Genomic DNA, 13,134 nt, shown 5'->3' with positions numbered 1-13,134 from the left:
ACTATGAAATATATATTATTACCAATATCCTTGTTCATAATAAATTCTTGTAAAGGACAAAAGGAAGATAAACTAATCATTATAAAAAAAAATGATTGCCATGATATTCTAAAAGAATTTGTTATTACTTCAAACATCACAAATCCATTTAAAAATAAAATGGATGTTGAAATAGAAGATATAGATTCAAACAAAGCAACTTTAAAATTATTTGTAAAAGACAATATTACTAATGAAAATACAGTAGGCTGGCTTGTTATTGATAAGAAACAACAAAAACTATTAGATATAACAAATGATATTGAACATCCCCAAAACCTAATTTATAAAAAGAAAATATGGGAAAATATAATGGAATGTTATTTCAAAAATACTAATAAAAAAAATCATAAAATGAATGCAATAAAATTTTCAGATTTATTTAATGAAGGAACTAATATAGAATTTAGCCCCAATGATTTAAAAACTGATAACAGACGGGAAGTTACAGACTTCAAAAATAAATTAGAATTATATGAAAAACAACATGCAGATTTAGCGAGTTTTGATATTAAAAATTTATCATATTTAATTAATAATGAAACTTTTTTCGATTTACAATATTATACAAATAGCGGTTGGTTGCAATATTTTATTAAGACTTATAAAATTGATTCTTCAAGACTAACCGATATAATGAGTTTGGCTATTAAGCAAGAAGATTTTATTGCAGTAAAGATATTAATTGAAAATAATTACATTGTTTCAAAGAAAGATATAGATATTATATCCTACACTGAAAATGAAGTTAAAGAAAAAATAAAAGAAAATAAAACGGATGGATATGAAAGTTATTTAATTTCAAATTCTAAAATAAATATGATTTCAAATTTATTATTAGCGAAATTCAAGGCAAATAAAATTCAAGATTCCGACGGCTATACTAATCTTAGAAAAGACAAACTTGCAACATCAGAAGTTTTACAAAAAGTAAAATCTGGTGAAAATATCGAAGTTATAGACAATTCTGGTGATTGGTTTTTAGTAAAAACTAAAGAAGGAAAAGAAGGATACATTCATAAAAGTAGAATTAAAAGCAAATAAAATTTCAATAAAAAACTGCTTTTTCCGAGCAGTTTTTTATTTTTTGGAGAAGAATCAGATCTTTGACATTTATGATGAAGTACATTTTATGATCCCCAAAGGGAAAAGCGATGTGCGACAAAGGCACAACCTTCCCCAATTTCAAAGTTACGAGCCACCAAAAACATTACTGGAACGATGCAGAAGGACAGGCCGATTATCTCGCCGTAACCGAAGCTTCAGAATTGAGGTGCTCCATCGGTGGAAAGATTACGGTGATGAAACATGGTCAGCAAAGTGAGGCGGGGAAAAGCAACGCGGCAAATGCGAATCCGAAGGAGCAGGAAATCTATAATCCGGTGGTGGATTATGATGAGTTTCAGGAGGAAGTAAATCCAGATGATTTTGAAGTAGAATAAATTGTAAAGCTATGAATGTAATTAAAGGAAATACAGCACCCAAAGCCGAAGAAAAAACTTTCTATGAAGTTGGTAGTGGTCTCTTTGCAATTAGTCCCTCCCCCTTTTTTAAAGAAGAACAAGGGAAATATATCTGGACTTTGTCTAAAAAAGAAAAAGGTACTTGGATTCCGGTGGCTAAAAATATAAAATATGGCAAGAAAGTTCCGTACACTTTTGGAGAGAAAGTAGTTGGAATCCCGTATAAAATAGAAGTACATCAGGAAGGAAAAAATTTATTAAATCAGGTAGAAAATAAATTTTTTGCAACACTAATCGTGACGCCAAGAACTGCAAAAGAACCTTCAATAGGTCGTGTTATTTTATTAAACCGTGGGAAAGCCAATGTAAACAAGGCGGATTTTAATGAATCCTTATCGGCGCAGGCAAGAACTGCCAATTTAGTTGGAAGAGAAATTACTTTTTATCTTTGGGAAGAAGGAGCAAAAGAGGAGGACAAATACAAAAAGCCCAAGAAAGCAAGAGTAGATAAAAACGGAATTGCAGAAGTGAAATTCAGTTTAATGGAATACGCTTCACAACCCACCTTGATGGATTATTTCATGGCCAAAGAAAATACAACAAAGAACTTTTTTGTTACAGCCGTATATGAAAATAAAAAAGCGACAAATAAAGGCGCGGTAGAAGCGAGTGATGCAAATTCTAACGCACCAAAAAAAGAAGATTCTGACGGCATTTTAAGTAAAGGTTCTGAAGTTTTGGGAGAAGGCTGGAAGTATGTTGTGGATGCTGTTGAAAAAGTACTAACGGCGACGAGTATTGATAATCAGCAAACTGAGAAAGATAGTATTGGTGGTTGCCCGAGATGTAAAAACGATATTACCTTAAAACAAATTAAAGGAATTTGTGTTGGTAAAAAAGATAAATATGGAAAAGAAACATCTCTAATCAAAGATGATACTTTTATTAGATCTGCTTTACCATATTTAAATGAGTACAGAAAAAAAGCAGGAATAAATACATGTATAACAAAAGCACATTTCTTAGCACAAATTTCTCAAGAAACCAAATTTTATGATCTTCAAGAACGCTTTAAATATACAAATCCTGAAAGAATGCGAAAGTTGTTCTATTCTTATTTTAAACAGTTTGGCACGTTGGAAAAGCAACAAATAGAATCTAAAAGGTTGTCAGATTTATCACTTAATTCCGCCAATTGGAAAGAAGTTGCAAATGCTATTTACGGGAAAACTCATCCGAATGGAAATCATAATACCGATAAAGATGATGGTTGGAGATATAGTGGAAAAGGATATAAGCAAATTACTTGGCGTGATAATTATTCTTCTCTGAAAAGTGTCGCTAAAAAAACTTTTGGAGTTGATGTAACTTGGATTGATAATGATAATCCATACAAATTAAAGAATAACCAAAAGGATGCAATCCTTTCTGGATTAGCTTTTTGGAAACAAAAAAATATAACTGGAGTTGCAACTGAAATTAGCGATTCTGCAGTAAAAATTGTAACCTCACTTATAAATCCGGCGTTAGCAGGATTAGATGAAAGAAAAAGATTCTTCAAAAAAGCTGTTGAAATTTTAGAAGTAGAAAAATGTAAACCAAAAGGAAAAATTAATATTTCTGATGAAAATGGAACAGTTGTAGTAGTTTCAGGTACGGATACAAAAATAGAAAAGGATGCTTTTAAACCAACTGAATTTTCTTGGGTTATGTATAAAACTATTGTATTTAAAGACATGTCTTTGAAAACATATTATGATTTAGAAAAAGATAATCAACTTCCTTCACCTGACTACACAACATATTTAAGTAGAGATACACATCAAACATCAACTTCTAAAGGAAAAATTTTAAAACATTCTGATAAAAGATTTGGTCAGTATAATGAAATTCCTCCGGGTGAGTATTTTTTGGTACCAGGTGTTTCCGGGCAGAAATATAAAATTTATGTAATTGATTCTGAAAGTAAATCAGCTGCTTCTGAAAATGGTATTGAGGGACCAGATGGTTCAAGAGGTGGTGTTGCACTTCATCAATATTCTCCACGTTTTTCCGTGGGATGCTTTACATTTAATTCAGGAAAGAATACGAAACCAATACAAGATTTAATAGACAACATTCCCGATTTGCCAATTGGGGATAAAAAACCAGTAAGGTTTATTGTTGAGCCTCGAAAAATTATAGAAAGCACTTGGGACGATCCAAGCTTTGGAACTAAAAAATGGAAAGGAATTTAAAATAAACTTGAATATGAAAATAATAAATTTATGCATTATTAGCATTATTTTTCTTTTTATTTCCTGTAATGGGCAAGATAAAGATAAAAGTAAAATTGTAGAACAATCAAAAACAAAAAAAAAAATGAATACTTTGAAAGAAGCACCTTATAATATTTCTGACGAAGGCGACGGAACAAAGTCTAATTATGACAATCTTTCGCTCGAGTTCATCAATAAAGCGAAAGAAATCTTGGAACAAAGAAGATTTCAATTTCCAAACGAAGAAAACTTTAATTTAAGAATTCAAGAAGTTTTCGGTTTTCAACTTTCTGAATATAAAAATAGAATTTTTGCATTGCAACCTTCAATGTTTCCCGAAGTGGCAATAAGAAACGAAAATTTTGTTTTTATACAAGATCCGAGTGCTAATTCACCTGAATATTTGAATCCTGATTTATTATTTCATTTTAATTCATATATATTTTACAATACACCAGTTTCTTATCTTTGGCTACAAACTCATGAGCAAGATATTTTGTATAATTTGGTTATACATTATGGGTATAATAAGGATAAAAAACTTGTAGATGCGGTTTTTAAAAAATTTGATTTTAACAGTTTATCTAATATGGAGGAATTAATTTTCAAAGATGAAAACTCTCGAAAAGTATTAAAAAAAAATATATTTGATGATATCGAAAATATTATATATAAAGGTCCTGTGGAAGATTTTTCTTATGCAAAAGAGGGAAATGGTTTTTTGAGAGTTGGTGATATTATTGATAAAATTTCTTTAAATCCTAAAGAATATTTTGAACCTGACCAAATCAAAGCTTATTTATTTGAAAGAGAGTTAAGGGTTGGAATACAAGGTGATATTGAAAGTTATATTAATAAAAATAAAAACTATAAATCTATTTTAGAAAAAAATAACTATTATAATTTACCAAAACTAAAGGATTACATGGAAGTAATATATCAGTCTCCACATGATTTAGAAATGGAAAATACTATTTATACTATCCAGGACCCAGATGGTTTTACCAACCTCAGAAAAGAAAAAAATTCCACTTCAGATATTTTACAAAAAATAAACTCTGGTGAAGCCATTAACGTTCTTGACAATTCTGGTGATTGGTTTTTAGTAAAAACCAAAGAGGGAAAAGAAGGTTATATTCATAAAAGCAGAATAAAGTCAGACTAAATAAAAAAGCATTCGAAAGGATGCTTTTTTAGAATCAGTCGTTCATTGAAATATTTAAAAAGTACACTGTAACAGATTCAAATGCACCAAGGTTTTAAATTTCCAAAATTCAAAGTTACGAGCCACCAGAAACATTACTGGAATAATGCTGAAGGGCAAGCCGATTATCTGGCCGTAACCGAAGATGATCTAGGAACAAGTTTAGATATCAGTGCTAATCCCGATATGTTTGACGGTGTCAGACAAAATAAATGGAATAATGCACTATTTCGATTTGGATGGAAAAGTATGCTGGGTTGGTCATACAAAAGGAATGGTAAGGTAATTTATCCTGATCATATAACAAAAAACACCAAAAATCATCACCATCATCTCCATGTACAAGGATATGACCCTAATTTTAAAGAAATTAAAAAATGAAGTATTTTATAATATGCGCTACAATGATTTTATTTTCCTGCATTGAAAGTAATGGAAAGAAACAAGTGCAACAAAAAAAAGAAATAATCCAAAAATCATCTGAAATGAACGAGATATTTCCATACACTGATAAAAATGTTGGTGAATTCTATACTTTCTCTACTGAACAAGATCGTTATATTGTAACTGCCGACGAAAAAAAAATGAATAATTTTCAACATGACAAACTAATTCTTCCTATTAAAGAAAATGATTTTGTGATAATTCCAACGGTTAAAGATAAGTATGCTATCACTGAAACTCTGAGTTTTTCATCATCCATTTTCTGTAAAGTCATTGTTTATAATACAATAGGTGATAACGACACACCAATTTTAAATGTACAGTTGGATAGTTACTATAATGGTCAATTAAGAGATCAATTACTTCTTGACAGTCGGTTCACATTTGAAACGGAATATTATCGAACTTTTGTAATTAATAAAGATAAGAGCATCAAGATAAATAAATTTTCGGTAAATAAATTAGAATTTAACGAAGCAGGGGACATTTTAGGAGAGAAAAAGGTAGCAGATACAGTTAAGGTTACTGTAGATTATAAATTAACAGATGAAGGATATTTTAAGAAATTATAAAATGAATGGAATAAAAACAGTTTTCCTTATAAGTATTTTTCTTTTAAATTCGTGTCACAAATATAATAAGGGGCACAATATAAAGAACACAAAGCATGAATCTTCTACTGTTATAATACCTAAAATATTCTACGGTGAGTTTAGTGCAGTTACAAACACTGAGGAAACAACAACGGGAACGGCTTCAATTTCTTACAATTTTGCAATCACTAAAAGTGGAGCGATACTTTCTACAGAAAGCTATCATGAACCAATTAGATGTAATGGTAAATATGAGGTTAAATTAAATGTTGATATTTTAGAGCTGTTTTATGCTGGTACGGAGCAAAATTGTAAAAGTGACCATCCGACCTTTAAAATTAAAAAATCAGATCAAAACCTTTTTGTTCAAGGCTTAGGCGGTGAAGCAACATTTAATGAATGGATCGAATTGAAACAAAAATAAAATATACTTTAAAAAGGTTGAACAATTATTTTAATTCATCAAGGAGGACTTGAAAATTAGCCGTCAATAGGCAAGTCAAATCTAATAAAGAAGTAAGTAGTTGATCTATGTTGCTTAATATGTTAAATAATATTTGAACATTAGACCATTTTAAAATGATCAGAAAAAGTAATTACTGCACAACTACAACAAAATATAGGAAGACCTATTGGGAGACAAAGGGTTTTTGCAAAATTTCAGATAAGTATTCCTTTGATTTCAATAAGAAACATTTATAGATCATCAGCATTTCTTTGCTGAGATTGAAATTTAATCTTTAGCTGTTAGATTAGCGACAATTTAAGCAAAAGAAAAGGGCAATTAAAGGTAGTGTTTCACTAACTGTGTAAGTTGAAAAGTTATTCTGAAAAATTTTGAGCCTTCAAAAGCTCAAAACTTTTTCGGAAATAACTTTTTACTATTTTTAAACTTTATACAGTTATGATCGACAAAGAAGAATTATTAAACAACAAGGATTTCTACAAATCCTTCAAGAGTGGAGAAGATTTAACCTCTTTCTTCAAAACAATGCACAAACGAGCCGTAGAACATATGCTCGAAGCCGAATTAGATGACCATCTGGATACCGAGAAACATCAAAAAACAAAAGACGGAAATTATCGCAATGGCCATCAAACCAAGAAGATAAAAACCTCTTTTGGCGAAGATGAAATTAAAGTTCCGCGGGATAGGGAAAGTACTTTTGAGCCAGCCTTAGTTCCCAAAAGGCATAATATTATTGAAGGTTTGGAAAATGTTATCATCTCATTTTATGCCAAAGGAATGAGTGTAAGTGATATTGAAGATCAGATCAAGGAAATGTATGATTTTGATGTTTCAACATCCACAATATCCAGGATTACCAATGCGGTTTCCAGTGAGATTGTCGCTTGGCAAAATCGGCCACTAGAGGATTTATACCTCATTGTTTGGATGGATGGAATTGTTTTTAAAGTCCGTGAGAACTCAAAAGTTATCAACAAAACCATTTATCTTGCCGTTGGTTTAAGACGGGATGGAAGAAAAGAAGTTCTGGGAATGTGGCTTGGAAAAAACGAAAGTTCCAGTTTTTGGATGAGCGTTTTAACTGACATAAAAGCACGTGGCGTAGAAGATATACTGATCACTGCAACGGATAATCTCAATGGATTTACCCAAACTATTCGCAGTGTTTTCCCACAATCTCAAACTCAGATCTGCGTGGTGCATCAGATTAGAAATGCTTGTAAATACGTAGTTTGGAAGGACAGAAAAGCCTTTACTTCCGACATGAAACACATTTACAACGCTCCCACCAAGCAAGCCGCAGAAGCCGCCTTAAATGATTTTGCAGAAAAATGGGAATCTAAATATTCGTATGCCATCAAATCCTGGAGAGATAATTGGGATGAATTAACGGTATTTTTCGAATTTCCGGTGGAAATCCGTAAAATCATTTACACCACCAATTTAATAGAAAATCTCAACGGAAAAATAAGAAAATATACTAAAAATAAAATGTCTTTTCCTACTGATGATGCGGTTTTAAAGTCAGTTTTCCTTGCCTTAAGAGAAGCAACAAAAAAATGGACAATGCCGATTCGAGATTGGGGAATCGTATTAAATCAATTTATGCTTATATTTGAAGAAAGGCTCAAGTTATAAAAAACTCAAGTCTTAAACTTTTCAACTTACACACTTTGCGGGACAGTGTCTAAAAATTTTTTGTTTTGGAATTATTTATAAATATTCTTTTAAAAATTCTGAAAAATTTCTATTATTTAAAAAAAGGTAATTTCAAAATGTTATAATAGTGAAATGTGCAATCAAAGTTTTCATCTCTTTTTCAATCTTACTTTCTTGCCAGAAAACGCAAGACTTAAAAACGCAAGGCGATAAAATAAATCAGAATTTGCAGCAAGATTTAAAGGAAAATTTAAAGGAAAATCGTACCGTAAAAAATAGCATACCGGTTGCTAATGATATCAACTTTTTTAGCGAAAAATATAGCTCTCCATTTGAATTAGTCATTGACGAGTCAAATATTTCTGATCATCCTTTTCAACGTTACCTGAATTGTGCCGATGAAGGGTATTTTTCAATTCATTATATACCAAAATCAAAAGATGACAAAACTTTTTGGGAAAAAGAATTTTACAGCAAAATTGATTTTAACACCCATAATTTTACCAAAGATTCACCTAAAATAAAAAAGTTGATTAGTGATAATTTTGCAAATTACAACATCTTCGCAGTTTGGGTTAAAGAAAAGTTCTTAGAAAAAAATAATGGGTGTACTGTTGAAAGCATTTATTTGACCAAGAATGCAAAAGCCGATATTTTTTATTACAACAACCACATAAAAATTTGGGAAAAGTTCAAGGAAGGTGTGATTGTAGAAAAATTACCTCCTTATTACGATAGTGACTATTTCACTTCTGAATTCCCAAACCTATTTTCAAATCAAAAGGAGACCGTTGAAGAAGAACAGAACATAGTTAAATTAAATGGGAATTGGGCGGTAGATTGTAGAAATGAGTTAACTACTTTAGATATTAATAATGCAACTGGGTTTTTATCTTTAAATAGTAACAATGCGATTTTCATTAACTTAAAAGTTGAAAAAGCAGCAAACAAGAACGCGTACAATCTTAAATACGCAAGTTTATCTTCCCAACAAGCTTATTATAAAGATCAATTAATGATCGTAGATGAAGAGATTTCAAAAGAAAAAGTCATCGGTCAATTCATTATTAAAAACGATGGCAAAGCGGAATTGCTTTGGACTGGTTTGTACAATTTAAAAAAACAAAAATTAGAGTTTGTAGGAAAAGATTTCTTATTAATAAGTGAAAATGGCGGTCGAACTCCTGTTATTCTTGAGCGATGTGACTGAGATAAATTTTAATAAACCTTAGGATTTATCTGCTATATTAAAATACGCTGGTAGTAATTTTTTTTAGCGATTTCAGCAATCAGAAAGGAGAGAGAGTCTTTTGAGGGAATAATATCTCATAAAAATATGATGAATGGCGATTTACTTTATCTCATAAGAGATAAATAAGAAGGGTGGACAGATCTATTAAACGAGGGGGAATTTACCGGATGCAAAGGGTTGGATGCAGAAAGACAAAACAAATTTAATGACGCTTTATATAAATTTGATTGAAAAAGCTTGTTATCAAAATCTTATGGCAATAAGAAAAACTCTTGAATCACGCTACCACTAATAAAAAATAATCTGCGTATTTAGGGGTTTAAATCAGCTTTAAAAGAAACTAAATGATGAAATTTATTTTTTGCCTTCTCCTTTTAATCCAAATACAAAAATGTGAACCGGAAAACGTTGCCATCTCACAAGTAGATGGAAAGGAAGGATTGAAAGATCAAAAGATTCATATTGATCCTTATCTGATAAACTTTGTAGGAAAAAGTTGTATTGGTAGTGTGATTTTAGATCAAAAAAAAATAACTGAATTAAAAAAACATATTAAAAATTGCGCTTTCTAGGCAAACTGAGAGACCCTATATGTGGGATGTTTTTGGTCTTCAAACAGTGATTTGCTTCAATTTTATGATTATAAAGTTTATGAAGAACAAAGTGAAAATGAAAGAAATTCCCAATTAAATGAAAAAAGCAGAGGGCAAATTAAGGAGGTTAATGGTTCTGCACAACTAGGCACAAGTAATTTATTTTAAAAAGGTAGTGTTTCACTAACTGTGTAAGTTGAAAAGTTATTCTGAAAAATTTTGAGCCTTCAAAAGCTCAAAACTTTTTCGGAAATAACTTTTTACTATTTTTAAACTTTATACAGTTATGATCGACAAAGAAGAATTATTAAACAACAAGGATTTCTACAAATCCTTCAAGAGTGGAGAAGATTTAACCTCTTTCTTCAAAACAATGCACAAACGAGCCGTAGAACATATGCTCGAAGCCGAATTAGATGACCATCTGGATACCGAGAAACATCAAAAAACAAAAGACGGAAATTATCGCAATGGCCATCAAACCAAGAAGATAAAAACCTCTTTTGGCGAAGATGAAATTAAAGTTCCGCGGGATAGGGAAAGTACTTTTGAGCCAGCCTTAGTTCCCAAAAGGCATAATATTATTGAAGGTTTGGAAAATGTTATCATCTCATTTTATGCCAAAGGAATGAGTGTAAGTGATATTGAAGATCAGATCAAGGAAATGTATGATTTTGATGTTTCAACATCCACAATATCCAGGATTACCAATGCGGTTTCCAGTGAGATTGTCGCTTGGCAAAATCGGCCACTAGAGGATTTATACCTCATTGTTTGGATGGATGGAATTGTTTTTAAAGTCCGTGAGAACTCAAAAGTTATCAACAAAACCATTTATCTTGCCGTTGGTTTAAGACGGGATGGAAGAAAAGAAGTTCTGGGAATGTGGCTTGGAAAAAACGAAAGTTCCAGTTTTTGGATGAGCGTTTTAACTGACATAAAAGCACGTGGCGTAGAAGATATACTGATCACTGCAACGGATAATCTCAATGGATTTACCCAAACTATTCGCAGTGTTTTCCCACAATCTCAAACTCAGATCTGCGTGGTGCATCAGATTAGAAATGCTTGTAAATACGTAGTTTGGAAGGACAGAAAAGCCTTTACTTCCGACATGAAACACATTTACAACGCTCCCACCAAGCAAGCCGCAGAAGCCGCCTTAAATGATTTTGCAGAAAAATGGGAATCTAAATATTCGTATGCCATCAAATCCTGGAGAGATAATTGGGATGAATTAACGGTATTTTTCGAATTTCCGGTGGAAATCCGTAAAATCATTTACACCACCAATTTAATAGAAAATCTCAACGGAAAAATAAGAAAATATACTAAAAATAAAATGTCTTTTCCTACTGATGATGCGGTTTTAAAGTCAGTTTTCCTTGCCTTAAGAGAAGCAACAAAAAAATGGACAATGCCGATTCGAGATTGGGGAATCGTATTAAATCAATTTATGCTTATATTTGAAGAAAGGCTCAAGTTATAAAAAACTCAAGTCTTAAACTTTTCAACTTACACACTTTGCGGGACAGTGTCTTTAAAAATTAATTTTCATATGAAAAACAATATTTTTTATACTATCTTTTTTTTAATCATTTTTTTTTCTTGTAAAAAAACAGCTCTAATCGACCCAACAAAAGAAAAGGTTTCTTCTATAAAAACTACCTCAAATAATAGTTTTACATATAAAGAAGTCTTAGACATAACAAAGAATTCGGATTATAGCATAAAACATAATGTCCAAAAATTAGATCTAGGGTATCATACCCTTTCATTGAAAATAAGATATATTGAAGATAGAGCTTATGTTTCTATAGAAAATGACAATATTAAATTTATCGATTGGAAACCAATTAAAATTAATTTTTTTTATGACATGGATTTTGCAGATGCAGAAAAAGACATACATCTTTTACTAAATGATGATGATACTTCTAATGGATATGTGTTATTTCCTGCATTTACAGAGCAATATTCTACATATTTTGTTTATTATTTTAAAAAAAATGATCTTAGTTATTTAGGAAATTATCAATGTGTCGATTTTAAGAAAGGTACTTTTTTATTTAATGAAAAATCAAAAGAATTATACATTTCATCTAATAAAATTTTAAAACTGAACAAAATAAATGAGGTAAATGAAGACGGATTTACTGGAGGAGATGAAGATTTAAAATTATTAAAAGAAGATAATAATAATAATAATAATTTTCAAACAATAACTATTGATCAATACATCGGAAATAAAAATTATTTCATCAAAACTTTCGATATCAATAAAGACGGGATTAAAGATAAAATTGTAAGCCATAACCGTTATCAAGGAGATGAATTATTAGTTTTTTTAGGAGATAAAAACAACAAATATAAATTTACCTTACAAACAACGAACTTTTCTGAAGATGGAGGCAATCAAATTTTTGATATTAATGAAACTAAAGAAGGTTTTCAAATTATCACACTATTTCCAGACCGTGGTGACTTTCGGAAAAATTATTTTGTATCATGCATAAACAATATTTTTATCTTAAAAAAAATTAAAAGTGAATCTTATTCCTGGCAAGATAGATACACCGAAAATTGTGTTACAAATTTAAATTTTAAATTAAATAATTCTCTTGAAGAATTATTTAAAACAATTAATAAAATACAACCTGATTGTACTAAAACTTATGATAATAAATAAAAAGAAGAGCATCATTAAAAAGGATATATATATGTTGGTTCTTAATTTAAAGGAGATCTGATTGGCATCATCCATTAACACGTATGGAACTTAGAGGCTGGTACGGAAGTGGTTTTTATCCAGACTCAAGTGATCATGGCTTTGCCTCGATACGAAATAGTAAAACACATGATGGTCTTGATCTTTATGCTCCAGTAGGAACTACAATCTATGCTTGTGTTGATGGAGAAATTTATGATGACTATATTTCTACAACTTATGGAAGAACTTTAGGAATTAAAGAAACTTATAACGGCTCTACCTATTATTTTTTATATGGCATTTGTCGGAAAGAGATGTTGTGTGTGTAAGCTCCCCCGTGGAAAAAACGGACAAATTGACCACCCAGATTGGGAGTAAATTGACCACCAGATTCGGAGCAAACTGACCACCTGGATTCGGAGCAAACTGACCACCTTGATTTTGGTTGAT

The 13,134-nt window shown here is 30.8% G+C and carries 13 protein-coding genes; all 13 read left to right on the top strand.

Features of this window, described 5'->3' with window-relative positions:
• The first annotated feature begins 3 nt into the window (after positions 1-3).
• A complete protein-coding gene (locus EIB73_RS08115) occupies positions 4-1,083 on the top strand; it encodes an SH3 domain-containing protein (RefSeq protein ID WP_125024340.1) in 1,080 nt (359 codons plus the stop codon).
• A gap of 110 nt (positions 1,084-1,193) precedes the next feature.
• A complete protein-coding gene (locus EIB73_RS08110) occupies positions 1,194-1,481 on the top strand; it encodes a hypothetical protein (protein ID WP_125024337.1) in 288 nt (95 codons plus the stop codon).
• Positions 1,482-1,798: 317 nt separating this feature from the next.
• Positions 1,799-3,739: a glycoside hydrolase family 19 protein gene (locus EIB73_RS08105; RefSeq protein WP_125024333.1), complete on the top strand. Its 1,941-nt coding sequence runs from the start codon at positions 1,799-1,801 to the stop codon at positions 3,737-3,739.
• 13 nt (positions 3,740-3,752) lie between these two features.
• On the top strand, positions 3,753-4,925 hold the full coding sequence (locus tag EIB73_RS08100) for an SH3 domain-containing protein (RefSeq protein WP_125024331.1): 1,173 nt from the start codon (positions 3,753-3,755) through the stop codon (positions 4,923-4,925).
• 81 nt (positions 4,926-5,006) lie between these two features.
• Positions 5,007-5,345, top strand: a complete 339-nt coding sequence (locus tag EIB73_RS15205; protein ID WP_228411216.1) for a hypothetical protein — start codon at positions 5,007-5,009, stop codon at positions 5,343-5,345.
• Positions 5,342-5,980 (top strand): hypothetical protein, encoded by a 639-nt coding sequence (locus tag EIB73_RS08085; protein ID WP_125024328.1) that lies wholly within the window; start codon positions 5,342-5,344, stop codon positions 5,978-5,980. Before EIB73_RS15205 ends, EIB73_RS08085 begins: the two co-directional genes overlap by 4 nt.
• Positions 5,955-6,425: a hypothetical protein gene (locus tag EIB73_RS08080; protein WP_125024325.1), complete on the top strand. Its 471-nt coding sequence runs from the start codon at positions 5,955-5,957 to the stop codon at positions 6,423-6,425. The genes EIB73_RS08085 and EIB73_RS08080 overlap by 26 nt, the downstream gene beginning before the upstream one ends.
• A 480-nt stretch (positions 6,426-6,905) precedes the next feature.
• Positions 6,906-8,108, top strand: coding sequence for an IS256 family transposase (locus tag EIB73_RS08075; protein WP_125021533.1), 1,203 nt, complete (start codon positions 6,906-6,908; stop codon positions 8,106-8,108).
• Between the two features lie 148 nt (positions 8,109-8,256).
• Complete coding sequence (locus tag EIB73_RS08070) at positions 8,257-9,339, top strand: hypothetical protein (protein WP_125024322.1); 1,083 nt, start codon at positions 8,257-8,259, stop codon at positions 9,337-9,339.
• A 386-nt stretch (positions 9,340-9,725) separates the two neighbouring features.
• Complete coding sequence (locus tag EIB73_RS08065) at positions 9,726-9,953, top strand: hypothetical protein (protein WP_125024319.1); 228 nt, start codon at positions 9,726-9,728, stop codon at positions 9,951-9,953.
• A 307-nt stretch (positions 9,954-10,260) separates the two neighbouring features.
• Positions 10,261-11,463 carry an IS256 family transposase gene (locus EIB73_RS08060; RefSeq protein WP_125021533.1) on the top strand — a complete coding sequence of 401 codons (1,203 nt, stop codon included), beginning with the start codon at positions 10,261-10,263 and terminating at the stop codon, positions 11,461-11,463.
• A gap of 69 nt (positions 11,464-11,532) precedes the next feature.
• Positions 11,533-12,663 (top strand): hypothetical protein, encoded by a 1,131-nt coding sequence (locus EIB73_RS08055; protein WP_125024316.1) that lies wholly within the window; start codon positions 11,533-11,535, stop codon positions 12,661-12,663.
• 83 nt (positions 12,664-12,746) lie between these two features.
• Positions 12,747-13,013, top strand: coding sequence for a M23 family metallopeptidase (locus tag EIB73_RS08050; protein WP_125024313.1), 267 nt, complete (start codon positions 12,747-12,749; stop codon positions 13,011-13,013).
• Positions 13,014-13,134: the final 121 nt, after the last annotated feature.

It is taken from the genome of Kaistella carnis (genome assembly GCF_003860585.1).
Classification (GTDB): domain Bacteria; phylum Bacteroidota; class Bacteroidia; order Flavobacteriales; family Weeksellaceae; genus Kaistella; species Kaistella carnis.
This window is presented reverse-complemented; position numbering and strand designations above follow the sequence as displayed.

Coding starts and splice junctions, on each gene's coding strand:
- EIB73_RS08080 (WP_125024325.1), top strand. CDS start 5,955: ATGAAGGATATTTTAAGAAATTATAAAATGAATGGAATAAAAACAGTT.
- EIB73_RS08050 (WP_125024313.1), top strand. CDS start 12,747: ATGGAACTTAGAGGCTGGTACGGAAGTGGTTTTTATCCAGACTCAAGT.
- EIB73_RS15205 (WP_228411216.1), top strand. CDS start 5,007: ATGCACCAAGGTTTTAAATTTCCAAAATTCAAAGTTACGAGCCACCAG.
- EIB73_RS08065 (WP_125024319.1), top strand. CDS start 9,726: ATGATGAAATTTATTTTTTGCCTTCTCCTTTTAATCCAAATACAAAAA.
- EIB73_RS08055 (WP_125024316.1), top strand. CDS start 11,533: ATGAAAAACAATATTTTTTATACTATCTTTTTTTTAATCATTTTTTTT.
- EIB73_RS08110 (WP_125024337.1), top strand. CDS start 1,194: ATGTGCGACAAAGGCACAACCTTCCCCAATTTCAAAGTTACGAGCCAC.
- EIB73_RS08085 (WP_125024328.1), top strand. CDS start 5,342: ATGAAGTATTTTATAATATGCGCTACAATGATTTTATTTTCCTGCATT.
- EIB73_RS08075 (WP_125021533.1), top strand. CDS start 6,906: ATGATCGACAAAGAAGAATTATTAAACAACAAGGATTTCTACAAATCC.
- EIB73_RS08100 (WP_125024331.1), top strand. CDS start 3,753: ATGAAAATAATAAATTTATGCATTATTAGCATTATTTTTCTTTTTATT.
- EIB73_RS08115 (WP_125024340.1), top strand. CDS start 4: ATGAAATATATATTATTACCAATATCCTTGTTCATAATAAATTCTTGT.
- EIB73_RS08060 (WP_125021533.1), top strand. CDS start 10,261: ATGATCGACAAAGAAGAATTATTAAACAACAAGGATTTCTACAAATCC.